The sequence below is a fragment of the Pseudomonas sp. NPDC089547 genome, from assembly GCF_050280665.1.
In the GTDB taxonomy this organism is placed as follows: domain Bacteria; phylum Pseudomonadota; class Gammaproteobacteria; order Pseudomonadales; family Pseudomonadaceae; genus Aquipseudomonas.
In genome coordinates this window covers 20,974-45,383 of record NZ_JBNNVS010000045.1, presented here as the reverse complement: position 1 = coordinate 45,383, position 24,410 = coordinate 20,974, and the positions used below count along the sequence as shown (strand labels likewise).

The window sequence follows — 24,410 nt, the reverse complement described above, 5'->3', positions numbered from 1 at the left end:
ACCCCGGCACCTGCGAGGTTACTGATCATCTCGCCCAGGGATGCGTTCTTGCCCCCCACATGCTCCACATCATGGACGCCGAGCTTATCGAGGGACACTACATACTCAACCACGTTTGAATCTCCAGTAGACATTGCAGACATGCTCATCGCTCAGGCAGCGCGGCACGTTGTTCGTGATGCTGGGCGCCCGTGGCATGCGTCCTTCTCTGGTGGAGCAGGCCAAGGCAGATGATCATCACGGCCAGCAGCCCGGTGGCGGTGATCTCCGAGCGATAGGCCGGGATGAAGAACATGCCGATCAGTGCCCCGCTGATGAACAGGATCACTGCCCAGGTCAGCCACGGGAACACCCACATGCGAAACGCCGGCGTGCTGCCTGCGGCCATCAGCTTCTTGCGCAGGCACAGCTGCGAGATGGCAATGACCAGGTAGACCAGCAGGGCGACAGCACCGGAGGTGGAAAGCAGGAACTTGAACACGTTTTCGGGCGCGAAGTAGTTGATGAAGGTTGCCGCTATGCCGATCACCGTGGAGCCGGCTACCGCCGCGAGCGGCACATTCGCCTTGGTGGTGTACTTGTACAACCGTGGTGCATCACCGCGTTTGGCCAGCGAGTAGAGCATGCGAGAGGCGGTATAGACCTGCGAGTTCATGCAGCTGGCGACCGCCAGCAGTACGACGATGTCGATCAGCAGGTTGGCGTTGGGAATGTTCATGATCTCCAGCGCACGCTGGAACGAGCCGACTTCCGGCAGGCGTGGGTCGTCCCAAGGTACGACGCACAGGATCATCAGGATCGACAGCAGGTAGAACACGCAAATGCGCCATACCACCGAGTTGGTGGCGCGGGTGATCTGGCGAGCGGGATTCTTCGACTCAGCTGCTGCGATGGTCACCACTTCGGCGCCGATGAAGCTGAACATGGTCGTGAGCATGGCGCCGATGACCGCTGATAATCCGTTAGGCGCGAAGCCGCCGTGCTGGGCCATCAGCTGCCCGATGCCGCTGACCTCACGATTGGGCAGCAAGCCCATCAGTGCAGCTGCGCATAGCGCAATGAACGAGATGATGGCGATAATCTTGATCAGGCCAAACCAGAACTCGAACTCACCGTAGCGGGCCACACTGAACAGGTTGGAGCAGGTCAGCAGCACGATCACGGCCATGGCAGTGATCCAGGTGTCGATGGCCGGCACCCACGCATGCACGATGTTCGCTGCAGCAATGGCTTCCAATGGAATGGCCAGTACCCAGAACCACCAATACAGCCAGCCGATGCTGAAGCCGGCCCAAGGGCCGATGGCCCGGTCGGCGTAGGTAGAGAACGAACCGGTATCCGGTGACGCAACCGCCATTTCGCCCAGCATGCGCATGACCAGCACCACAAGCGCGCCAGTAAAGATGTAGGCCAGGATAACGGCCGGGCCGGCCTTGGCAATGGCATGCCCAGAGAAGACGAACAGGCCTGCACCGATTACGCCGGCAATCGAAAGCATGGTGACATGGCGCTGCTTCAAGCCGGGAGCGAGTGATGTATTTGACATGGATAGACTCATTAGTTGTTCTTGGAGCGTTCTAATCCGTACAACAGGCAAGGCCCCACCGCACTGCGTGCTGCCGTGCGGTGGGGCAGGGCGCTAGCGCAGGCTTGCCTTCTGGAACGGGCACTGCGGTGACAGTGCCAACGTGTCTGGGGCATGGCCGAGCAGCTCGCAGAGCGCGTCGACGATGATTTGGTGGTCTTGCCGATCAGGCAGGCCGGAAACCGTTACCGAGCCGATCACGCCTGTGCCGCGGACGATGATCGGGAAGCCGCCACCGACGCTTGCGTAGTCGGCCGGTGCAAGGAAATAGCGCTGGCTGATGTCCAGGCCTTCCAGGGCCAGCTGGTAGCGGATGCGATAGGAACTGCGCAGGAAGCGCTGAACGGTGTTGTTCTTGCGCGCCACCCACGCGAGGTTGTCTGGGGTAATGCCCGGCCTTGCGGCGAAAAACAGGGGGCAGTCGAAACGCCTTATATCAATCACTAGCGGCCACGAATTGGCCGCTGCCTGCTGATACAGAAGACTGCCCAGTTGCCAAGCCGTTTCCTCGTTGAAACGTGGAAACTGGAGGGTTTCTTCCTGGCGAATCAAAAGCGCCAGTTCATCGTTCAGGCTCATGGTCATCCTCCATTCAGCGGTCTGCCGCTCGCGCGGACCCTACAGAGCACAAAAGCTTGGGGTGAAAGCATTGTTGAGTTAAATCCATTTATTCTCACGCTATGTTTTAAAAATGCTCACCCATTATCAGGCAGCGTATTGAATGCTCTAGCGTTTGGTATTTCTGTTCAAAAGTGTGCTCCTGAGGGCTAAGTCGCTACAGAGCAAAGCTGTTGACAGCCTCTATCATAGTTTTTATTGTGAGTGCAGTCATGCACACAAAAAAGCATGCAGAAAGTGCCGTACCTTCCTGCCAAAAAACAATGAATATCAGTGAGGTGTGAAATGGTTCTTCCGGTCCCTTCGTATCTGAAAGGTCTGTTCGTTGGCGCAAGCCTGTGTGGTGCACTGCTGGCCCACTCCGCTGCCCAGGCTGCAGACACGTCCGTTTGGCAAGGTATTCAAAAGGCAGGCGAGTTGCGCTGCGGTGCGGCGGTAGCCGCGCCCTATGTGATGCGCGACGCCAAGACGGGTGAGTACAGCGGCTACTTTGTCGACCTGTGCCGCGATTTCGGGGAGAAGGTGCTGAAGGTCAAGGTCTCGTTCGTGGACACCAACTGGGACAACCTGGTGGCCGGTTTGCAAAGCAGCAAGTGGGACCTGGCCATGGCGCTGAACCAGACCCCAGAGCGTGCCCTGGCGGTAGCCTTCACCGTGCCAGCCACCGATTACCAGGTGTCGCTGCTGGTGAACAAGGACAACCCCAAGGTCGCTGATGTGAAAGAGGACATTGCGGCCCTGGACAAACCCGAAGTGACCTTCGCCGTGATGTCGGGCACCGCCCAGGACAAAGCCATTTCTTCGGTGATCCATAACGGCAAGATCATGCGCTTGCCAGGCATGGATGAAGCCCGCCTTGCCGTCATGTCCAAGCGCGCCGACGTGCTGGTTGATGCCAGCGACACCAACCACTTGTTCGCGCTGGCCAACCCCACCTGGGCGCGTGAGATTCTGCCCAAGCCGGCTTTGGCCAAGCAGGGCGTATCGTTCGGTGTGCGGCGCGACATTTCGCCTGCTGACCTGGAAGTGCTGAACATCTACCTGCGCCAACGACGCGACACTGGTGATATCCAGCAACTGGTCGACAAGGCTTCAAATCAGGCCAATGCGGCCAACTAGCATTCCCCGGCATGCTGCCCGGGCTTTTGAAGCGGGCAGCATTTCCCGTTCTTGAACCAAGAAGGTGATAACTGATGTATGACCCGACACGCCCCCTGGCAGGACAAACCGTACTGGTGACTGGTGCTTCTGGTGGTATTGGTGCCGCGATCGTCGAACAGTTGGCAGCTGAGGGCGCGCGCCCGATCATTCATTACAGCCGGGACGAGCAGGGCGCCCGCGCATTGCTTGAGCGCATCGGCGGTAATGGCTGGATTGTGCAGGGCGACCTGAGTGATGAGGCCGGGCCGGAACAGCTTTGGCACGCAGCGCTGGAGTTGAGCGGTGGCCGTATCCACGGCCTGGTGAACAACGCCGGCATCCGCACTGAAATTGCGCTGGACGCCAGCTCGGCAGAGTGGCGTGCGGCGTGGCGCCGTGAGTTCCAGGTTAACTTCTTTGCTGCCGCTGATCTTAGCCGTGAAGCTGTGCAGCACTACAGCGCAAATGGTGGTGGACGGATCATCAACATGGCCAGCCGTGCCGCCCAGCGCGGCTACGCCGCGGATGCCCTGCCTTACGGCACCAGCAAGGCTGCGTTGATCAATCTGACCAAGTCCATTGCCCGGAGCATGGGTGGTTGCGGGGTGGTGGCAGTGGCTATCGCGCCGGGGTGGGTGCGTACTGACATGGCGGAGCAGTTTGTTGCTCAGCATGGGGAGGCTGCGGCGGTGAGTGATATTCCCGTTGGGCGCATGGCGAGCCCGGCAGAGGTGGCAGAGTTGGTTGCCTTCACGTTGCGGCCGTCACAGGCTTCGCTGAACGGGGCCACGCTGGATGTGAATGGCGGTAGTTATATTCGTTGAGGCTTCAGCTTAGGCAGCGTTCGCGTTGAAACGTGGCCTTGCATCCAGTCCTTCAGGCTGCGTTGTCGGGCAGAGAGCAGAGCTTGTAGGCGTGTCGCGGACCTTGTGGGGGATCAGGTGCTCGCCACAGCATCTTCAGCGCCTGTGAAACCGAGCGCCGCCCACGCGGCGCATCGCGAGCAGCCGCTCGCCCTCATAGAACTTCGCACAACTCATCGATATAGCGGGGGGGACCCTGTGGGAGCCGCGCTTGCCGGCGATGGGGCGCGAAGCGGCCCCGGCAATTTATGCATCAACCTCGAAATCGCGGGGCCGCTTCGCCACCCATCGCCGGCAAGCGCGGCCCCCGGAAAACCGCCGCAGGTAAACCCGCCACAGGCTATGCGGCGCGCTTGCCAGCAACAGTTCTCTGCCCGACAGCGCAGCCCAAAGGGCAGGGTGATCCCCCGCATTTGTTTCGGCCCAATAATCCCTGCGGGATTTGCGCGCGAACACATTGGCGCATGGCTCGATATCGCGTCGTACAAACAAGGCGGTCGCGCGCACCTGGCACAAGCGTTACTGGCCCGAAACAAACGTAGGAGCGAGCTTGCTCGCGATGCGCCGCGCGGGCGGCGCTCGGTCTCACAGGCGCTGCAAATCCCGTGGCCACCACCTGTCCGCCCTCACGCGATCCCTGTGGGAGCGGGCAAGCCCGCGAATGCGTCGGCACAACCACCATCGCATTCGCAAGTAAATCCCCCCACAGGGTCCTCCCAAATCAATGAGTTAGGTGTGGTCCTATGAGAGTTAAACGAATGATTTACGGCTTCATCGGCACAGGCACCATCACCGAAGCCATGATCCACGGCCTGATGGCATCGCCACTTTCAGCCTGCTCGTCGGTGATCGTTTCGCCCAGGAGTGAACGGGTTGCCTCTCGTCTTTCTGCTCGGTACCAACAGGTAACAGTAGGGCAGAGCAATCAGCAGGTAGCCGATTCGTGCGACATCCTGGTGTTGGCTACCCGTTGGCAGGTCGCGGAGGAGGTGCTGCGAAACCTGGTAATCCCTGCAAACACCAAGATCATCAGCGTGATCGCCGCCACGGACCATGAAGCCCTTGCGCGCTGGGCCAATGTCCCGGCTGAGCGCATCATCAGGGCTATCCCACTACCGTTCGTTGCCCAGCGTGAAGGCGTGACAGCTATCTACCCGGGTGACCCGATTGTGAGCGAGCTATTTGATGCGTTGGGGACGGCTGTGTGCTGCGACAGCAAGGCTGAGTTCGACCAGTTGGCGGTGGCTAGCGCATTGATGGGGACCTATTTCGGCATTCTTGATCAGGTAGCCGGTTGGCTGGAGGGCAAGGGCATGTCCAGTGCCAAAGCGCAGGGGTATCTGAAGCCACTGTTTGCGAGCTTGGGGCGTTTTGGACTCGAGTCAGAAGGGGTGGATTTCGCGAGTTTGCGGAGTGATTTCTCGACGAAGGGAGGGTTGAATGAGCAGGTGCTTCGGGACTTTGAGAGCGGAGGTGGTAGTCGGGCACTGCTGAGGGCTTTGGACAACGTTTTGGTCAAAATCCAAGGCTGAGCATGGTCTAAATGGCTGTCCGTCTTCGGTTCTTGCCCAGCGCTTACTGCCGATTAGCTAGCCTATGATTGCACGGGTTGGCTGCTCTGTAGGCCGGTTTTGGGGCCGGGGTAATCTGAAACAAGTTGGTATCTATCTGTTTTTGCTGGTTAATAATTGATTGGTCAAACTGCTTGGAATACCAGCTGGAACGCTGTCTGGTCTGGATTCCGATGGACGGTGCTTTTTGAGCTCCGCTCCTGAGACGAATCAGGGGTGAATCTATCAAGCAAATGGTCAAGCTGATTTTTACCCCTGCGCGTACGATCTCTCCACTCGCAGGCTCAGGGCTCCTGCAAACGATACCGTAAATAATTTTTGTGTTGGCTTAAGCCGACTCTCGAAGTAATGCGCAGTCTCTTTGTCGGTGCAGTACAGGTAGCAACCCTTCATCCCGCGTGTTATCAGGGTTTGGTATGTATTTTTGATTATAAGGTCTGTTTCATTTAACGCGCGGGTAGGTTGCTATATTAACTATTTATCACTGCTTTGAGCGCTACGCACGTTGTATTCCGCCCTACGATTAGCAGCAACGATTTGGCACGACTTATCCCCACATACAGCAGCTCTTGTCGCTGTGACAAATCGATGGTGTCCAAACCCCACAAGATGACGATCGGCGACTCGAGTCCCTTGAACCGTTGAATGGTGTCGATCAGGACCGTGGTCTTGCCTCTGACGCCCTCTTCAAGCCAAGTTGCCGGCTTTGGCAACGGAAGTCTTCGCAAGGCCGCGTAGTACTCGGCCTTGTGCAAGGCGTCAGCCACCAACACCGTGATATCACTTGGCGAGATGCCCTGCCTCGCTATCAAGTCGACGATGCGGGCATTGATCTTCCCAGCTTGAGCGTCTCGGTTTGGCGACTCATCAAACTGAACATCGTCACCCTGGATATCAGGTGGACTCACCGGAGTACCCTTGTAGTGCTTGTAGGCAGCTTCGTGAATAGGTGCCGTGTTGCGGCAATTCGTGGTCAGTGAGAATGCTTCCTCGCGTATTGGAAAAGTCCCTGCGCGGGCATACAAATTCTGGTTGTCGTCGTAGAACACATACAGCGGACTAGTGTCGTAGTCAGTTAGAAGCAGCTCAAGCGGCACCCAGAATTCCTCACGGAAATCCTGACCCTCATCGCAGACGATGGCATCGTACCGATCCGGAAGGATTTCGAGGGAGTATCCGAGCGCATTAGGTAGTTGTACCTCGTAGAGATCCTTGCCCGGATAGGTGACCTTGGCCTCAGCAACAAGGTCTCGTCCAGATGCACGGTTGGCTGTCTCGACTTGACGGTGGCACAGCTGATGGAAACTCCTCACATCGAGGTTTTGGGTGCCCGAGCAAAGGCTTGAAAGATGATCTGCAAGCTGCCGGTTATAACAAGTGAGCAGCGTTCTGAACCCCTCGGACGCAAGGCGACGTGCCTTTTCAAGCGCCAAGACGGTCTTGCCCGTACCCGCGCCACCGCTAACGGAAACTCTTCGGTGGGAACGCAAGAAGTCGAGCACGCGAATCTGGTCCTTCGTGAGAGTCAGTCGTCGCGCTTCTTGATCGGCTAATTGAGAAGACATCAGCGGAGCGACCTCGAATGATCGAGCGAACACTTCGCGGAAGACGTCAACACCGCGCCTGCCCATGGGGGTGAATCCCGATGCGTTGTTGCCCCAATAGGCAAACACGGTATCGACCCAAGCTTTGGCGTCATGAAGATCTTTGGCGCATCCGATCAGCGCGGTTGGCATATCGGGGCGACTGAGCGCATTCGCATCGCCAACATCTGGAAAGAACACCGCATGGCCTCTGAGGACGTTGGCGAGCGACAGATCCCGCCATCGCTGATGTTCACTCAGCTTGGACCGGATCGAATATTTGGCTTTCAGCGCTTGACTGACTGGGTTGTTGATTGCGTGTTTATGACGGTGCCTGTCAACGGAAAACCAGTCCCCGCTGCTGGAATCGAACCCAACACCGCCGCCCTTAACTTCAACGCAAACGTACCCGAGATCCGGGTGGCAAATGACGAAGTCGGTTTCGCCATCTTTCGCTTGCTCTTCCTCTCGGCGCAAGACCCACCCTACCTGGAAGAAGACAACAAAGTCTCGAGGAAGCCCGTCCCTGAGCGCGCGATAGACCTTCGCCTCCGCCTGGGATGGCAATTCCGACAATTGGGCGTCGGTCAGCTCAGGAATGATCGTTGTCATCGGTATCTTCAACCACCGTCATCGTCTGCAGATTTAAAGTGACCGTGCGTCGACCGCTGGTCTCAAACTCAATGGACATCACACGAGTTGAACCTCGCAAATCCATTGATTCAATTCGCCCAATGCCAAAGTGCTGGTGTGTGACCCTTGCTCCCGCGATAAATGCAAGTGCTGGGTCATCGCGCTCCTCTGCAACAGCATCGCGCCAGTTGCCGTCGAACATGAACGATGTCACCTGCGTGGCAGGACTGCGAATGGCGTGAACGCGGGTGTGCTCAGGGTCAGAAACAAACTCAACCACGTACAACCAGTAGCGATCACCGTAGTCTTGGGCGTTGCTGAACTGCAGCCTGGACAAACCCACACCTGTCTGATTCCACTCGCCGTTGACGCCCTTCACCTCGATGAAACGGTCTTCGCCTGTCAACGGATTTCGGCTGATGATGTCGTAGCCCGGGTGGGTTTGGGGCATCTGTTCGGCGACGCGTCCCCGGGACCTTTCATAGGCGCAGACAGCTGCGCGAGCTATAACCTCAACGGTAAGGTTGTGTTCAGACGGACCTTCCTGCTCGTCCGCATCGGGAAACTCCACCTGCCTTCTTCGAACATAAGAAAGCAGTCGTCGATCCCATTGCTCCTTGTGCTTTGGACGCGGTCTCTTAGCGCGCTCCGCGCTGCCAATCGGCGAATCGGTTCTGTGGTCTTGCCCAGTAGCCCGGTCACCATCAGGTACATCCATTTCTCGTGCGTCGTTAGAACCGGTCTGTGGACGCCCTTTATTGGGCGGCGGCACATTCTTGGGAGGAGCATTCGAATAACCTGTCGGCTCATTCGTACCAGGCCTAACCAGTGCGAGCTCTCCACCTTTTGTCACATCGACTGACGCGCCATCCGGTTTGCTCTCTGGCAGGCCCCCCGGCTCTGTCGTACCTCCCAAATCGTCCAAACTCGACGAGGTCAAATCATCTTCTGGGCTGGAGTCCTCCTCTGCTTCGAGATGCGGAAAACCCGAGTCTGTTAGATCTTGATGAGCCTCCTCGACTGACATCCGCATCCGTGGCCCCGCCATGCCAGTGAGTTTCAGTATTTCGTTGCCTGACTCTTCCGGCATCAGCTGGTGGAAGATGGCATTCAGAACATGCGGCCAACTCCGATCAACCACTGGCCGCTCCACGATCAACTGGTGCGTCTCTATGTCGTAAAACGCTTGGGTGCGTTTAGGTTCCGACAATCTCGGCGGAACCGCGTCTCCATCCCCAACGACGCAAACAGACGATTGAACACGGACAACTTCGTGGCTTATGGCCTTCAGCTTCCAAATTGCTTCTCGAATCTTCTTCTGGACCGTGGTCGGTTTGTCGTGGAGCAATCGGGCAAGGATGCCGATACGCTCCATCAGCTTCTCGGCAAGCTGCGGTTCCTCTGCCTTTTGACCATCAACGAACTCAAGTGCGACCTCAGCGCTCTCACTGAGCCGCCTAACGCCGATCTTCTCAAGGATCGGCCACAGCTCCGGGGCGGGTTTGCACAGCGCCAAGTCAAGCTCACCGTTGAAGAAACCTGCGTGCCATTCACTGTCTTGAAGAAGCACTTCGTCTGGGTGCGTTGGTTGTTCCATCAGGTTCAGTATCGACGGCGCTTCCTGCAGTCTTCGAATGTCCGAGGTACCCAGTTCTTCGCGTTCATCTGAGGTAGCAATGCCGATAAGGCAGGCTTCGTAAACAGACCGATCTGCCCCTGTAATGGGCTTCGATTGCTCGAAATACTCAGCAACAATGTCCAGCAGGATGTCGACGTAGTCCCGACCTTCGGGGGCATTCTTTACCCCGATCGCATTGAACAAGGGCTTGAACGCTTCGAGGTTGCCTGGAATGGTGAACGCATAGCGCCCAAGCTGCTGAGGCATCCAGAAAAGTTGATTGGATCTCACATAGCTTTTCTGGCTTTCGATGAAGATGAACGGTTCCCCGGACAGCGTCGAAATGGAAGAGCCTTCGTCTTTCGATCTCTCGTTGAGTATCTGATACGTGGTGAAAGGTGCTGGTGATTTTTTTGCTACGCAATGCCGAAGGTGATTGATGATCAGCGAAGTTTCTGGCTCCAGCGCAACGTTCAGTTTCTTCAGCAAGTCCCGGTTGAGTCTTGCCATATTCCGAAAGTCGAGCACTGACGCTTGTGATGAGAAGGCTTCGGCACGGTAAGGCGCATACAGAGAGTTCGCGGGATACCAGTCCTCGTCATCAATCGCGGGGAAGCATACCGATCTTTTGAGACTGCTTATGGCGTCCTGAAAAAACGACTGTTCCTTCCATTCATCGAACCGGTCGCACAGGACATAGAAGGCCTCGCTGCTGGCTCTTTTTGCATCTTCGGTCGGCAGGAAGTTTTCTGCGATGAAAAGCATCCGCTCAACCAGATGCTCTGCCATGGGGGAGCGACGAAGTCCAATGCTCTCAATGAAAGAGTGGACCGACCGGGTGTTTGGCACACGACTGGTGTCGAGCCAAAGACTCGTAGCATCGCCAAGGATCCTCACCAAATCATCGGTGCGTCTGTAAGTTTCCGTGGGTCGCGACCAATTCCCGTCCTGCGTCGGCACGATCGGCAGTGCACCCAATAGCCGACGGATGCTTTCATCATTCACGAGCGCCGGATAGTTGGCTATTTCGCCAATAAGGCGGACGTACTTGGATGCATCCAGAGGTCCTTCCTCATTGAAGAATCTCGGCAAGACATTTTGTACGAACGCTTCAATAGTCTGCGTCTGAACGCCGAGTTTGCTCGACACGAACTCTCTCGCGGAAGCAGATAGAACTGAGGTTTCTAGAAGATCGGCCTGGCCAGTAGGGTCGGTGAAGTTCCCCGGCAATAGCGCTTGTGACGCTTTGATCAGACCTCGGCCTGAAAGCCAGATTGGCAGATTTCGAAGCGACTGATACACCGCGACGTCAACATCGCCGCAGCGATCCAGATCAGCAAACATCGCATACAGGTCACGCAACTCTCCTTGCTCAACGCCGATGACATCCTCGATGGCATCGGTGGCGCACAACGAGCCGATGTGGCGGACAACAGCACCGAGCTCAAGTTGTCGAATTTGTCGTGCGATCTTGGGGAATCCGAATACGTGGCGCGATGCAATAGCCAGCCTTGGCATTAGCGACGCTACCCGCCCAGCTTCCAGCGCAGCGGGCGCGACAAAGGATTGACTGATCGTAACGGCGTACAGGTCTTCCGTGACAACAAAGGGAATTGCCTGCAACCGCTGAATGGCTGCCTTCGTAGCTGGAGGGGGCGTTATTGCCTCTGGGAACAACTCGTTAATCATTCCCCATAGCGGACGATAGAAGCCCCCAAGGCGTTCCTCTTCCACCTGTGGTGCGCCAGCCGCCTGTGGTGACATGGCTTGTTCAAGCAGCCCAACAAGGCGTTCAAATGTCAGAAATGGGGCGCCCAACTGATTGACTGCCGTTCTGAACGGCCGCAAATCCTCGGTGATGACTTGGCCGCCAACTTCCTTCAATGCACTGACTTGAGCAGAGTTCAGTGCTTTATCAGGGAAGAATACGCCGCTGGGAACGTGAACCCCCCCATCCTGTGCAGGAGCAATGCGAGCTTGAGGGGCTGTGGCCAGCATCCGCTCCCAAAACCGCTTGAAGCAAGCCGGGTGATTTGACGGTCTCGACAAATCAAACGTTCGCGCCATGATCTGCCAAAACTGAACGTCGCCGAGCATCGTGAGAAGACCTTCGGGATCTCTGGCCAGCTCTGTTGCCGCGACATCAATGAGCATCTCATTCCAGGCCTGTTCATGCTGGTGCCCAGCAAAAATCACGGCCTTTCGATCAGACTCTGGAAAGAAGTCTGCATTGATATGCAGAGGCAGACCGGTCGACTGTTCGGTTGGCAGGAACGCGTAGAGCAGTCCCTCGGCGAGCGGCTCGGGATCGATCCTCAAGCCAATGCTGATCTTGGTGCCTCGACCAAGGGACTCAAGTCGGGGGTGTGAGGCATACAGGCGAGCCGCAGACTCCGCAGCATCAGCCCGCAAGATGTGCCACTGCTCCACCTCACCACTCGGGCGAAAACTAACGATCAGATCCGACCCGTCCCCGCGCTCCAGATCGCAAGCCAACAGCAGTTCGCCATTTCGCCGCAGCTCTGCAGTCCGAACATGCCTCAGGAACAGCAAGCTTTTGCGCAGGACCTTTTGAAAATCGTCGACGAGCTGATCAATGTGTGCGGTGCTGACGTGTGACACCCCGAGCGCCAAGCGTGCCTCAGTATTCGGGTCGTCTGCCCAGGGCAAGAAGAAAGTGGTGCCCTCGGGTTGCTGGAGTGGTTCGATGGACCATTGCCCTTTTTCGGGATGCAATGTCAGTTTGATCCCAGCGGATCGGATCTCTGGGTGATCCGTGACCTGATAGGTCGAGACGAAGCCGATACCAAAGCGGCCAATGTTCTCACCACGAGTGAGCTTTCCACCGCTGCCGACATCCGTGATTCGGTGGTAGTCACACTTATAGTTACCTTCGGCAAGATAGGCGCACGGCCTGTCCAGGCCGCCACAGTAGGTGAATTGACCGCTATTAAATACAACGAGCCCCTGATCGGTGACGTCAAAAAACACCGACTCCGCTTTCGCGTCGTCCGCGTTCTGAATAAGTTCAAGGGCCATGACGTCATAGCCTTGAAGTCCCGCCAGGTGGCTTCTGATGTTTCCAAGCAGGTTCGCGGTGTACGAGCCGCTGATGTGCGGTTTGGCCATTTGATCCATTTCTTTCCCCATCTTGTCCCTGACTGGCACCCACCGCGTCTCCAAGGCCCCCCGCAGGAGGATGATCTAGCCAATTCCAGTCACGCAATGGTAATCATAATGCATCTAATGTATGCATTATTAAGACTCGACACTAGATCCATTGGGTGACTAATATGCCTTCGCGCTAAGGTGAACCAACCATTGCCGAACTGGATGAGCTAGTCAGGATGTCAATAACACAACTTACCGACTTGACCCAACCGCAACGTGACCGTCTCGCGTTTGTAGAGTTGCGCATACGCTTCATCGGGGAGATTCGCCGTCAGGACTTAGTGTCGCGGTTTGGCATCCAATCTGCCGCCGCCACACGGGACTTGGCTCTGTACAAAGAGATCGCTTCCGGCAACATCGACTACGACGCCAAAGCGAAGGCTTACGGTCTGGGCACGAATTTCCGGCCGGTCTTTGATTTCCCCCCAGGCCGAGTAATGTCCTGGCTGACTCAAGGTTTCGGTGACGGAGAGCCCATGCATATCAGCGCCTGGGTGATCAGCGAGCGCCCGTTTTGCCTCAGCTACCCAGATCTGGATGTACTGGCGAGCGTGACCCGGGCAATTCACCAGCAATGCCCGCTTGGCATTGAGTACCACTCCATCTCCAGTGGCCACACTGAGCGAGAGATTATCCCGTTCGCGTTGATCGATAACGGCCTCCGCTGGCATGTTCGAGCCTTCGACCGAAAATCTCAGGAGTTCCGGGATTTCGTCATAACCCGTATCAAAAGCCCTGCCGTGCTCAAGGGACTGTCGGTAGCGCCGCACGAGAGAAACGACCAAGACATTCAATGGACTCGGGTCGTCGAGCTGGAGTTGGTGCCACACCCGGATCAACCTCGACCAGAGATCACCGAGATGGACTACAGCATACAGGGCGGCGTTCTGCGGATGAAGCTGCGTGCCGCGACAGCCGGATACATTCTGCGTCGATGGAGTGTGGACTGCTCTCCTGACCACAGCCTGCGTGGGCATGAGTACCGGCTCTGGCTAAAGGACCATCTGGCGCTTTATGGCGTTGCAAATGCAACGCTTGCCCCAGGTTATCGAGCCCCGACATCCCACCCAATCGGCGGAGGGGCTGCATGACTCGCTTTGATCTTTTAGGCGTCGTTCGGCGGGGCATGAAATCCGGCCCTGTCACACTGGACCAGTTGTGGGTGGACCATGGCACGCAATGGCATCAGCTGGGATGGAGTCGTGCGCAGTTGAGCCTATGGCTGGCCTGTACGCCGTCCTTGCAACGCTGTGAATTGCCCAGTGGTGAACTAGCGTGGTCTCTCAATGCTGGGCCAGGCCATGCCGCCTCCAGCCTGGCCGACGAAATGGTGGCGCTACTGCAAAAGGCGGGTCGACCAATGCCCTTGGCCCAGCTCATCAGCAAATTGCCGACAGGCTGGGTGGTCACCGAGCCGATGCTGCGCAGTGCAGCACAACAAGATGCTCGACTCGAATTAAAAGGCCCGCTACTCAAGCTGGCTTAACGGATACACAGGACAGAAGAACCCATGGCAACCGAACAAACACTGGATCAACGCTACCAAGCCATCCGCACCAAATACAGCGATTACACCGAGCACACCCCGCTGAATAGCGATCACGATTTCGTGAAAGCAGGTTTGATCTGGGGCTCAGTGGAAGGTAATCGAACACCGTCAATCTTGTTGATAGGTCTTGATAAAGGCCATTGGAATTATTCCAAAGAGGACGAACTTGATCTGCTTGCCTATGACCTACTTGCAAGTGTCAATGGGGACGAGTGGCCGATTTTTGTGCATCTTCAGGATGACAGTAATGTCGCTCACTTCAGTTTGTTTGGTGGCGCAGGTACCCACTCGGTCGACTCGGTGCCACCACTAGAGTTGATCAGGGAGCACAAACAGCTAGAAAAGGTCCCAACCTTCCGTTGGGCAATGAAGACCTATACCCGTCTTATGAAGGGCCTGGATAACTTTCACGAGCGCGTCTATCAGATCGATAAAGATCGAGGTATTGGCAATAAAAACGACATCATTTCCGAAGTCTCAAAAATCCTTTTCCTTGAGACTTTCCGGGTGCGTCATGACCCAGCCCTTACGTTTAAGCATGAAGGAAAAATCCTGAGCTTTCAGGAGGTCTTCAATTACGCCTATGTTGCCAAGCACCAGGATCTGGCGGTTGAACAGATCAAATCTGCGTTCGCAGAGTTTCGCGATCACCCGGACTACGTCATAACCTTGGAAGACGGCACTCAAGAGCCAATTTTTGTCGGGAAAAACAAAGATCTTCATCTGAGCAATTGGAAAAACTACGAAACCTTGCTGCGGGTTTTCCAGGATCTTGGCCAAGTCACGAATAACCAGGGGCAGGTCGTCAAAGAGCATGGATCTTTGCGGGACATGCCCGCGGATCTGCTGGGGCGTGTGTTCGATGTTTTCCTGCGCGCTAAATTCGAATCGAAAGGTGGTCTGGGTCAATACCTGACGCCTAACCCGGTCAAGCAGGCCATGCTGGAAATCGCTATGCACGACATAGCGAATGACAACGAGGTTATGGAGCGACTGACTTCTGATCAGTTTCGCTACTGTGACCCTACTTGTGGCTCCTATGGCTTTGGCTCGGTTGCCCTTAGCCATCTCAAGAATTTGATTAGCAAGTTGGGTGGGGTTTCAGACGGCCAGAAGGAGCAGTTCATTGCAGATCTGTTGGCCAACAGCTTCGTTGGTTCTGACTCAGCAGAAAACATGGTGACCCTTGCTCGCGTCAATATGGCATTGCAAGGTGCGCCAAAGGCCAAGATTTTTTGGGCCAACTCGCTCACGACCAAACTTCTCAAACCCAATAGTTTTGACCTGATTTGCACCAACCCGCCGTTTGGTACGCCAAAGTTTGGTGCCAAGGAGCAGGAGGCCAAACAGCACTATGAAGCCGAAATGGAACAGATCCTCGGCGGCTTCCGCCCCGCGGAACTCAAATCTGAGTACGTTGCTTATTACGATTACGTTAAGAAAACCTGGCAAGACCTAGGCAACCTCTACCTCGATGACGATGGCAGCCCCAAGTGGCCCGGTTACCGCACCGATTTGCGCAACGTTTCTACCGGTAAAAAGGCGGTCTACAAGCTGTTCCCCACCACCAGTGGTTTGGCCTTGGGCAGCAAGCCCGATGGCAAAGGCAACTGGAAGCCGGTGGGTGCAACCATCGACCCCGCCGTGCTGTTCATCGACCGCTGCCTGCAACTACTGCGTCCCGGTGGCCGCCTACTGATCGTGTTGCCCGACGGTGTGCTGTGTAACTCTGGCGACCGCTATGTGCGCGAGTACATCATGGGGACCAAGGACGAAAAAACGGGGCAGTTCGTCGGCGGCAAGGCCATCGTCAAGGCGGTGCTCTCCTTGCCGGCGGACACCTTCAAGCTCTCGGGCACGGGTGCGAAGACCTCGGTGCTGTATCTGCAAAAACGCCATGCCAGCAGAGAACACCCCGAGCAGTTTTTGCCTGAGCCGCAAGGCGATGTGTTCATGGCCGTGGCAGAAACGCTGGGCTATGTGGTGAAAAACAATATTGAGGACTACTCGGCCGGTGTACCGAATGACCTCGACAAAATTGTTGGCGCTTATAAGCGGGGTGAGTGATGGGGCAATTTAGCAGGGTTGCATCGTCAAATTTAAATTCCGCTCGACTTGATGCAGAGTACTACGGTACGGATTATGTGAAAAATGCCGAAAGAATCGCTTCCTTCGGGAACGTATCGACTCTTGAGGAAATGCGAAAGCGCTTAGTGCCTATTCGTCGCGGCATTGACATGCCCAGTTTTGTCGACGATGAAGCCTCTCCGTTGATGGTGACCATCGCAGCATTTGATGACCCCGGCATTAACTTCAAGGGATTGCAGCGTGTATCGAAGGATCAGCATCAGGCTTTTAAAGGCTCGCACATAAAGCCGGGAGATCTTTTGGTTGCCATGGGTGGATATGCTGGAAAAGCAGCCATTTGCCCGTCTGACACACCCGAATCAAATATTGGCCGCCATACTGCGAGAATTGTCGTTGATGAGACGAAAGCTGATGTGTACTACGTTTGGGCATTCATCAGAAGTGCTGTAGGAACTTTACAGTTTGATCGTTATATCACAGGTTCGGTTCAAGCTGGAATAAATCTGGAGGACATACGCGAAATTAGTATCGCAAGCCCATCTGCGCTAGTTCAAAAATACATCGGCGACAAAGTCCGCCAAGCTGAGCGGCTGCGGGCTTGGGCAAAGTTGTCTGAGACTCACGTCAACCAATACCACCAGAAGCTTGTCCCGCAGCAAATGGGCCTCGATTTTTCCAAGAGAGTGCGAGTTGTTTCACCTGTGCGTATGAGTGAACGCTTGGATGCTCATTTTTACCCAGGCGTCGTTGATGAATATTTGCGCTTGCATAAAGGCAAGTTCAAGCAGCTCGGAAAGTTGTGTGCAACTGTTTATAACGGCCAAACTCAGCCTGAGACAGACTCGTCAAACTCATGCAAACAAATCACCGTGACAAATCTTTCTTCTTCGTTTTTGGGTGGCATTCCAAGAGATGTTGAAGCGCCCGGCAAAAAGGAAAAGTTTATCAAGGCCTATGACATCCTGATGTGCAACGCTGCGCACAACAAGAGTTACATAGGCAAAGACTTGACCTTTGTTCATTCAGAAGCTGCGATTTTGCCCTCCACGGAAGTTATGACACTTCGCGTCGATCGCAATCAGGTTCCTGCTTCTTACGTTCGGGCTTATTTGCTGACCAAGCTGGGCTATGTGCAGATTCAGTCGACCATTCGCGGCATTACGGCGCACTCCTACCCGGATGACATGGCGCTACTGGATATCTATGTCCCAGATGTTGCTGATGTAGACAAACAAGAGTGGTTTGCTTGCGACGAGAAGCTTACACAGGCAGGCAAAGCTTGCGAAGTCGCAACGCAGCTGACCAATGCCGCAAAACTCCTTGTGGAAGCCCTGATCGAAGGCCAACTCACCGAAGCTGAATTGCTCACTGCCGAAAAGGCACTGCAAGCGGGCAACGACCGACTGGATCGCTTTATTCTGAACCGATTGAATACTGATGGTATCGATGGTCAAGGCCCGGCGCTGTTTGGTGATCTGGACGAGCTTTACCACCTGTTGACGCAAGTCGAGGGGGATTGATGACCAGCCCCCATGCCACTTCCCTGACGCAAACAGCCGCCTTGATCCCGCGCTTACGCGCCTTGCTCTCGACGGGGTATATGGCTGCTGTTGACTATGAGTTCGACATCTCTGCGCTGCTCTGCAACCTGGCTCACCCGTTAGCGGCAGTTGGGACCGGCGACCAAGGTCATGGCAAAGAAGCTGGTGGCGCGGTGGCTGGCGCTGGTGCACAGGATCATCAGGCCCCTGCCACGGGTTGGATCATTAGCCAGCGCCTGTTGGCCGTGCGCCCGGCCTTGGCGTCTGACGCCGAGCTGCTCTGTTCTCTCCTGGCACAGCAGTCCGAGGTGTGCGATGCATGGCTGGCGATTGCCGCTGCGCGCTGTAAAGAGGCAGGGCTAATGGCTGCGCAATCGGCTGCCGTAACGGCGGCCCAGGGGAGCGCACCGCTGGTGGAATTAGTATCTAGCTTGGGACCAGCCGCTGCTTGGGTGGAATCGGCATTGGAAAGCGCGCGACTCACTGCCAGTCCCTACGCTGCGCTTGAGCGGGAGTTACTGGGTGTGAGCTTTGAGCAGGCGGCAGCAATGCCTGCACTGGTGCGTCTTCTGGCTGTCGCCGCCCAGTTGGCCGCGTTTGCCGATGCGCTCCCTCCGTTACCCAAGGTGGACGCCAGCGGCATCTATGCGCAGCAGAATTGGGTAACGGGAAGACTGTTGGCTTTGCCCGTTGTACTGGACCTTGCCGATCAAAAGCCAACCATTGATGCGCAAGTGATCTTGCCGGGGGGCATTGCGCCCGTTATCACCGATGATCAGACCGTCATGCGCTGGGTGTTGGCCCAGCCCTGGGCGCTGCTGCTAGCCATGCTGGTGTTTGCGCAGGATGCCTGGCGAGCAGAAAACCGCGGCGGTTTACTACTGGAGCTGACTGCAGGTCAGAACGCTTTTGCACCTGCTGAAATTGCCGTCACAGTGATTGGCACTGAGGGCGACGAGGTGCGCTGTGGCACGCTGGCCGACGTACTGCTGGGCATGCTGGGAAGGCTAGGTGTGGCCTGCTTTCCGCAGCAGCCCGCTGCTGTAGAGTTGAATGCGCAACTGTCACCGCTGGTGGGCTTGTTGCTCAAGCACGCGGTCTGGCGTTATCAGGACGGGGCTAGTAGCCAACTAGGCCAGTTCCAGATTCATCCGCAGTTTTCTGATCAGTGTTACAGCCTGCCCGCGAGCCGGGTGTTCAACCGCACTGGCAAGTTGCTGTGGCAGGCCGCACGCTTGGCTGCCGAGGCACTGTATCAGGACTACAAGAAAGTCTATCAACACCGTTCCGTCCGCGAACCGGAGGCGGCGTATGTGGTTCAGGGGGAACCTACTGCATGAATAAAAACGATCAGCTTACCGCCGCCGATATTGTCGACCTGGCCCGTCTCCATAGCTGGGCAGCCACCGGTGTTTCCGATTATCCGCCGCGTGATCCGTTGGTTGGTCAGAGTCGCTTCTTTAAACGCTATCGCACCTTCATCCACACGGTGGATCAGGATGCGGACAACTTTGCCCATGTGTTTGCGGTGGAGGCGGAATGGGGGCGCGGTAAATCGCGCCTGGGGCATGAGCTGATCGCCCAGATCAATGATTGCTCTAAAGGCTGGTTTGTGCGCGAAGACGGCGCGCAGCTGGAAGATAAAAAGCTGTTTGATCAGGCCACGCAAGATCAGTACCTGGCGCTGTATATCCGCTATTCGCAAGTGGCTTCCGACTACCAGAACTCAGACAACTGGTTTGGTTTTGGGCTTTACAGGGCGCTGTTGCCGCTGGCGACCGGCAAGTTTGATGGTTCGATTCAGAGCAAGATTGCCGAGCAGGCGCTGCATCGTTTGAATCCGGCAGGCTTCGACCCGCAGCAGCTGGCGCAATGCCTGCAGTTGGATCAGGCCCATTCTGAGGAGGCACTCTACGAAGAAGAAGGCTTGGTAGTGCGCCTGGTGCAGACTGCCTACAGCTATCTGGAAAAATTTGGCATCGGCTATGTGCTGGTAGTGCTGGACGAGCTGGAAACCGTGGCCGAGGCAGCCACGTTTGGATTGGAGCAAGACGACGCCAAGCGCCTCGATGGCCAAGCCATCCGTCTGATTGGCAAAGCCATCAAGGAGGAGGACCCGCGACGCAAGCTGCCTTGGCTGCGTTATGTGGCTTTGTGCTCGCCCTTGCTGGGCCAGCAGTTGCGGGAGATTCAATCTGTCGCTCGCCGTTTTGAGCTGGTGGAGCTGGAGCACAACGCCTTTGCCGATGTGTCTGACTATGTGGCCCAGCTCAAGGTCGAGCGCAAGTTGGCACACGACTACCCTATAGGGCTGGTTGAAGCCGCCTATGCCATGAGCGGAGCCAACTTTGGTTGGTTCAACGTGATCATGGCCAATGTGGATGCGGTGCTGGCTCAGTACGCGGCAGTGGGTAAGCAAGTCACCGATATGGGCGTGCTGTTCGATGCGGTGATTGAGAGCTCTGGCCGTGTCGCTGAACATGTGCTGGACAAGCACGCCATCGATGGCATCAAGACTGGTGATCACGATCTGCGTGCCATCGCACAGTCGTTGCTGTACGGCCAACTGCCTGTATCACTGGATGCCGCATCCGCGCGCTGCAAAGAGCTGTTGCAGCTGACCAATGAGGATGGCGAACCAGTCGCCAGCCTGTATCGCAGGATACCTTTTGACGCGTTCCAATGCCGCCAGGCGCTGGAAGAGGCCAAGTTCAAACGAGAAAAGGACGAATGGCTGTACCCCGCTGTCGAGCAGGCACTCAGCCTCACTGCCTTGCTGCAAAACCTGCGTACCTTTGCCATCAATGAGGCCGAGAAAGATGTGCTGCTGATGCCGCTGTCGCGCGGGGAGTTCAAGCATCTATTGAGTTTGCTCTACGACCACCCGGCGGTGGAGTTTGCCGCCGACGCACTGTGGCAGAAGCTGATTGGTGGCGACCAGTTCATTCCGAATGAAGAGGCCACGCATATTGGCCCTAGCGTGGCCATGTTGCTGCGACTGGACTTGCGCTATCGCAACCAGCAACACAATTCGATGATCTTCCGCGACCCGGCGGACGCGGCTGTGCACGAAGCCGCGATGAAGCACTTCTTGCAGGCCAGCGGTCACAGCCCTGGTCTGCGCTGGACGGCACGTCTGATGGGTTTGATGCGTTTGCTGGACAAGAACTGGCAGTACGCACAGACCAGCCTCTCCAACAAAGAGAATCTCTACATTCAAACCAGCCCGCGTGGGCAAGGCGCAGGTCAGCGTGGTGGCTTGTTGTATTGCGAGGGATTGAAGCTGCACCCGGATAATCTGGCTTGGTTTGCCTGGGTGAACAACCGTGAGGAGCTGGACCGCCTGCATCAATTGGCGACAACGCGCCATGCTGATGAAGGCCGCTTCCCGGTGATGGCATTCACGGCATCGACTCACTTGATGGAGCAGTACAACCGGGGCGATGTCAGCGAAAAGCTCAAAGACGATCTACTGCTCTATTACCTGAACCCCAGCGAAGTGGACCAGCTGGAACGCATCGGCCTCTCGCCCGAGCAGTGCAAGGGCTTGGTACTGGATGAGGCGCGACTGACCAGCAAATTCAAGAACAAGCTCAACGCCCTGCGCGACTTTGCCTATCAAGCGATCCACCAATGGCGTGCCCGCTTGAATGAGCGCGGCTTAATTGCTTGGCCGCTCAAGCCAACCGGCAAGATCAACGTGCAAGATCGCGATCTGTTGCTGCAGGCCTGGACCTTGTTTGTATTCAAGGAGCCGACCCTGTCTGGTCTGAATGATCTGGAAACCAGGCACGACATTGATGCCGAAGAAGTCGCATCGCTGATGCAGCGCCTGGCCTTGCCAAGCAGGCTGTTCAGCCTGGGTTTTACGAAGGATGAGCATGCAGGCTTGTTTAGCGATTTGGCCAACCCACAGCAGGCGCAAGCCAAGTTTCCCTTCTTCTTGGCACATATAGCAAACCCTGCCAGCACACAGGAGTGGACACTGGAGAAGGCCAAGCGCGACTGGTACTGGGGCTACTTGCAACATGCTAACGTGACCGCCAAGAACGTGTTCGATGATTGGATGTGGTGGTGCGGGGAGTTGCATTTGTTGCAGCTGCAAGATGCCACGGCCGCAACAGCCAAATGGAAAAGTCTGCCACGGGCCAAGCTGGATAACGCCATCAACGAGGCGCAGAACTGGTTTAACGGCAACGGTGCTGACGGCTACAAGGCTGTGGTTACCAAGTTGGAACGTGTTTTCGGCTATGACCGCATCCCTGGGCTCTTCGCACCCTTGGGCAAGTCACCCACCGGCACTGAAACGGTGGAAGCGCACGAATTGCTCAAAGCGGCTCGCTCCGCCTTTGACGCACTGAAGGTCAGCGAAGAGGTGCTCGCTTTGCAAGGCACCGATGATTTGTCTGCAATTGCTCGCAAGATGCCCACTTTGCTTGCCGGGCGCTTTGAAGTGCTGCAGCGCGTTACGGGTGTTAAACCGGAGGCCGTGCCTGACATCACCTTGGGCAATATCAATACCCTGCGCCTCGACGATAAGCGCCAATCGCTCTATCAGCGCATCGAGCAGGCCCGGCTTTTTGCAGATTACGTGGAGAAGGCGGCAACTCAAATCAAGCAAGGCATCGATCATCTGATCACCGACATCGAAGCTGATGCAAAGAATCTGGCTTTGTTCCCGCGTAGCTTGTTCACCCTGTCGCTGCATACGGTGACCAACATTCTTGATGGGGCTTTGCAGCAATACAACGCCAGCGGCACTGCGGCGGCAGAGGGTACTGCTAGCTCAGACACCTTGCTGCATTACCTGCGCTCACTTCAATTGGACAAGGCTGCGGAGCGCCTGCGTTTGCTCGCCGAGGAAGCGGGCGTCAATATCGACAATGGAGCGGCTTTGGGGCTGGCCGATAACCTTGGCTGCATTGCCAGTAGCTATCGAGCGGGCAAGAAAAAATTTGTTGAGGTCAACGGGTACCTCACGGAATTGCAAACACGATGTGCAGAGGCTGCGCGCGTTTTGGAGCCCATGCCTGCGGACTACTCCGCGTCAGAACACGCACAAGAGCTAGCAGTGCTCGCTCAAAAACTGGTGTTGATTGGCGATGCGTTTGAGGACTTGGCTGACTTGGCCAAGAACGAGCGTGAGAAGTTTCGCGAACAAGCACGCAAGGGACAGTTCATTGCCATCCGCGACATCCCTGACCGTTTGCTCAACCCCATTCACTCTCAGTTGCACAGCGTTGGTGGCGCCATCAGCAAGGTTGAAAACACGATCCTGTCGCATCGCGAGACCTTGGTGAGTCAGACCAATAAGCGCTATCTTCCAGTGCTGATGCCACTGTTCAGTGCTTGCAACGAAGCTGCGCCAGCAGCAATTAGCCTAAGCAACGTATCTCCACTCACCTTGCATGAGCTGCATGTGACGATAGATGTGCAGCAATTGCAGTGGGAAGCCAAAGCGACTCAGTTGTTAAGCGGGACAGGTCTTGACTTCGGGAGTTGGCAAGATTTGGCGAAGGCGATAGCAGAGGGCAAAAGCCCAGTACTGTCGCAACCAGCTCAAGAGGCTTTGGTGGACAAGGGCATTCTGAAAATGAAGCTCTATTTCGGGGGGGATGCATGAAGCTTTATTTGACCTCGGAATTGCAGGGACACCGCAGAGGGCGTTTCTTGGCCAGCTTGCTGGGAATCTCCCGGTCGTCTCAGCTTGGCTTGCCGAAGACCGGCTTTGTGTTGATGACCGGCGAAGCTTTGCAAACCTCGGGAGAGACTCAGGAGGAATGTGCAGCCTGGGTACGCCAACCCGGTTGTTCACTGCTGCTGGTGCCGCCTTACCAGGAAGGGAGTATTTTTCATTTTCTGGACTGGGTGGTTGAGGTGGCCCAGCCCAATTCACTTGCCGCCAAACAGGCATCGCTTGCTAGCATGCTAGAGGACGAGGTGGCGTTCAATCTGCGTGGGATAGATGGCGCTTGTACAGGGGAAATGACGCCGGGGGAGCTGACCGGCCATACACGCTATTGGAAGGTACACTCCAATAGCGGCCTGATCGCTGCCACAACACTACCGCTTTGGTCCATCAGTTTGTTGGATCAGGCGTCGTTGGTTCATGACTTTCTGGCCAATATTGAGCGGCATTGTGGGTTGGCCTCTGTTAATTCCGAAGAAATAAAGCCCCAAGAAAATAATGCGATACGACCTGAGGATGTCACCGTGTTGGTGTGCTGTTACGGATTCAATGTCGCGACAGCCGAGGGCATGCTAAGCAGGTTGAAGACATATGCCGTGCCGCTGTTGAACTTGGCCAGCTTCGATTTGCCGGAAAGCATGGTTCGCCTTAGAAATGCCGGACTGATCAATGAACATGGATTAACTGAGCAGGGATTAGTCTATCTGATGGGGTGTAGATACTGGGGATTTGCCGAAAGCTTGAGAAAGGAGGCCTAGCCA

15 protein-coding genes and 1 pseudogene are annotated in these 24,410 nt (G+C 56.1%); 10 read left to right on the top strand and 6 right to left on the bottom strand.

Going from position 1 to position 24,410, the window contains the following annotated elements:
• The 3 genes from ACQKPZ_RS23210 to ACQKPZ_RS23200 all read right to left on the bottom strand — a co-directional run.
• On the bottom strand, positions 1 to 113 hold a 113-nt coding region (locus tag ACQKPZ_RS23210), incomplete at its 3' end, for a hypothetical protein (RefSeq protein WP_427542678.1).
• A gap of 32 nt (positions 114 to 145) precedes the next feature.
• Positions 146 to 1,546, bottom strand: coding sequence for a GABA permease (gene gabP / locus ACQKPZ_RS23205; protein WP_427542675.1), 1,401 nt, complete (start codon positions 1,544 to 1,546; stop codon positions 146 to 148).
• A gap of 93 nt (positions 1,547 to 1,639) precedes the next feature.
• Complete coding sequence (locus tag ACQKPZ_RS23200) at positions 1,640 to 2,170, bottom strand: heme-degrading domain-containing protein (protein WP_427542672.1); 531 nt, start codon at positions 2,168 to 2,170, stop codon at positions 1,640 to 1,642.
• A 318-nt stretch (positions 2,171 to 2,488) separates the two neighbouring features.
• Here ACQKPZ_RS23200 and ACQKPZ_RS23195 point away from each other — a divergent pair, with 318 nt between their 5' ends.
• The 3 genes from ACQKPZ_RS23195 (at position 2,489) to ACQKPZ_RS23185 (ending at position 5,738) form a co-directional block, all read left to right on the top strand.
• Positions 2,489 to 3,322, top strand: a complete 834-nt coding sequence (locus ACQKPZ_RS23195) for a transporter substrate-binding domain-containing protein (RefSeq protein ID WP_427542669.1) — start codon at positions 2,489 to 2,491, stop codon at positions 3,320 to 3,322.
• Positions 3,323 to 3,396: 74 nt separating this feature from the next.
• Positions 3,397 to 4,167 (top strand): SDR family NAD(P)-dependent oxidoreductase, encoded by a 771-nt coding sequence (locus tag ACQKPZ_RS23190; RefSeq protein WP_391131508.1) that lies wholly within the window; start codon positions 3,397 to 3,399, stop codon positions 4,165 to 4,167.
• 782 nt (positions 4,168 to 4,949) lie between these two features.
• Positions 4,950 to 5,738 (top strand): pyrroline-5-carboxylate reductase, encoded by a 789-nt coding sequence (locus tag ACQKPZ_RS23185; RefSeq protein ID WP_427542666.1) that lies wholly within the window; start codon positions 4,950 to 4,952, stop codon positions 5,736 to 5,738.
• 288 nt (positions 5,739 to 6,026) lie between these two features.
• Here ACQKPZ_RS23185 and ACQKPZ_RS23180 read toward each other — a convergent pair.
• The 3 genes and pseudogenes from ACQKPZ_RS23180 to ACQKPZ_RS23170 form a co-directional block, all read right to left on the bottom strand.
• Positions 6,027 to 6,242 (bottom strand): annotated as a pseudogene (locus tag ACQKPZ_RS23180) (DNA/RNA helicase domain-containing protein); the annotation flags it as partial.
• A gap of 5 nt (positions 6,243 to 6,247) precedes the next feature.
• Positions 6,248 to 7,972: a DEAD/DEAH box helicase gene (locus ACQKPZ_RS23175; protein WP_427542663.1), complete on the bottom strand. Its 1,725-nt coding sequence runs from the start codon at positions 7,970 to 7,972 to the stop codon at positions 6,248 to 6,250.
• Entirely contained in the window at positions 7,953 to 12,740 is a 4,788-nt protein-coding gene (locus tag ACQKPZ_RS23170) for a DUF3883 domain-containing protein (protein WP_427542660.1), read from the bottom strand. The genes ACQKPZ_RS23175 and ACQKPZ_RS23170 overlap by 20 nt, the downstream gene beginning before the upstream one ends.
• A gap of 218 nt (positions 12,741 to 12,958) precedes the next feature.
• Between ACQKPZ_RS23170 and ACQKPZ_RS23165 the strand changes: the two genes are divergently transcribed.
• From ACQKPZ_RS23165 to ACQKPZ_RS23135, 7 genes are all read left to right on the top strand, one after another.
• The gene (locus tag ACQKPZ_RS23165; protein WP_427542657.1) at positions 12,959 to 13,873 is read left to right on the top strand and encodes a WYL domain-containing protein; all 915 of its coding nucleotides are present in this window, start codon (positions 12,959 to 12,961) and stop codon (positions 13,871 to 13,873) included.
• Positions 13,870 to 14,268: a hypothetical protein gene (locus ACQKPZ_RS23160; RefSeq protein ID WP_427542654.1), complete on the top strand. Its 399-nt coding sequence runs from the start codon at positions 13,870 to 13,872 to the stop codon at positions 14,266 to 14,268. Before ACQKPZ_RS23165 ends, ACQKPZ_RS23160 begins: the two co-directional genes overlap by 4 nt.
• Positions 14,269 to 14,292: 24 nt before the next feature.
• Complete coding sequence (locus ACQKPZ_RS23155; protein WP_427542651.1) at positions 14,293 to 16,398, top strand: HsdM family class I SAM-dependent methyltransferase; 2,106 nt, start codon at positions 14,293 to 14,295, stop codon at positions 16,396 to 16,398.
• Between the two features lie 77 nt (positions 16,399 to 16,475).
• Positions 16,476 to 17,939, top strand: coding sequence for a hypothetical protein (locus ACQKPZ_RS23150; protein WP_427542648.1), 1,464 nt, complete (start codon positions 16,476 to 16,478; stop codon positions 17,937 to 17,939).
• Positions 17,939 to 19,300, top strand: a complete 1,362-nt coding sequence (locus tag ACQKPZ_RS23145; RefSeq protein ID WP_427542645.1) for a hypothetical protein — start codon at positions 17,939 to 17,941, stop codon at positions 19,298 to 19,300. Before ACQKPZ_RS23150 ends, ACQKPZ_RS23145 begins: the two co-directional genes overlap by 1 nt.
• Positions 19,297 to 23,583: a hypothetical protein gene (locus ACQKPZ_RS23140; protein ID WP_427542643.1), complete on the top strand. Its 4,287-nt coding sequence runs from the start codon at positions 19,297 to 19,299 to the stop codon at positions 23,581 to 23,583. Before ACQKPZ_RS23145 ends, ACQKPZ_RS23140 begins: the two co-directional genes overlap by 4 nt.
• The gene (locus tag ACQKPZ_RS23135; RefSeq protein WP_427542640.1) at positions 23,580 to 24,407 is read left to right on the top strand and encodes a hypothetical protein; all 828 of its coding nucleotides are present in this window, start codon (positions 23,580 to 23,582) and stop codon (positions 24,405 to 24,407) included. The genes ACQKPZ_RS23140 and ACQKPZ_RS23135 overlap by 4 nt, the downstream gene beginning before the upstream one ends.
• Positions 24,408 to 24,410 lie beyond the last annotated feature (3 nt).

Excerpts from the sequence above, each read along its gene's own strand:
- ACQKPZ_RS23190 (WP_391131508.1), top strand. The coding sequence starts at position 3,397 with ATGTATGACCCGACACGCCCCCTGGCAGGACAAACCGTACTGGTGACT.
- gabP (WP_427542675.1), bottom strand. The coding sequence starts at position 1,546 with ATGTCAAATACATCACTCGCTCCCGGCTTGAAGCAGCGCCATGTCACC.
- ACQKPZ_RS23145 (WP_427542645.1), top strand. The coding sequence starts at position 17,939 with ATGACCAGCCCCCATGCCACTTCCCTGACGCAAACAGCCGCCTTGATC.
- ACQKPZ_RS23195 (WP_427542669.1), top strand. The coding sequence starts at position 2,489 with ATGGTTCTTCCGGTCCCTTCGTATCTGAAAGGTCTGTTCGTTGGCGCA.
- ACQKPZ_RS23200 (WP_427542672.1), bottom strand. The coding sequence starts at position 2,170 with ATGACCATGAGCCTGAACGATGAACTGGCGCTTTTGATTCGCCAGGAA.
- ACQKPZ_RS23135 (WP_427542640.1), top strand. The coding sequence starts at position 23,580 with ATGAAGCTTTATTTGACCTCGGAATTGCAGGGACACCGCAGAGGGCGT.
- ACQKPZ_RS23165 (WP_427542657.1), top strand. The coding sequence starts at position 12,959 with ATGTCAATAACACAACTTACCGACTTGACCCAACCGCAACGTGACCGT.
- ACQKPZ_RS23155 (WP_427542651.1), top strand. The coding sequence starts at position 14,293 with ATGGCAACCGAACAAACACTGGATCAACGCTACCAAGCCATCCGCACC.
- ACQKPZ_RS23185 (WP_427542666.1), top strand. The coding sequence starts at position 4,950 with ATGAGAGTTAAACGAATGATTTACGGCTTCATCGGCACAGGCACCATC.
- ACQKPZ_RS23170 (WP_427542660.1), bottom strand. The coding sequence starts at position 12,740 with ATGGCCAAACCGCACATCAGCGGCTCGTACACCGCGAACCTGCTTGGA.
- ACQKPZ_RS23175 (WP_427542663.1), bottom strand. The coding sequence starts at position 7,972 with ATGACAACGATCATTCCTGAGCTGACCGACGCCCAATTGTCGGAATTG.
- ACQKPZ_RS23140 (WP_427542643.1), top strand. The coding sequence starts at position 19,297 with ATGAATAAAAACGATCAGCTTACCGCCGCCGATATTGTCGACCTGGCC.
- ACQKPZ_RS23160 (WP_427542654.1), top strand. The coding sequence starts at position 13,870 with ATGACTCGCTTTGATCTTTTAGGCGTCGTTCGGCGGGGCATGAAATCC.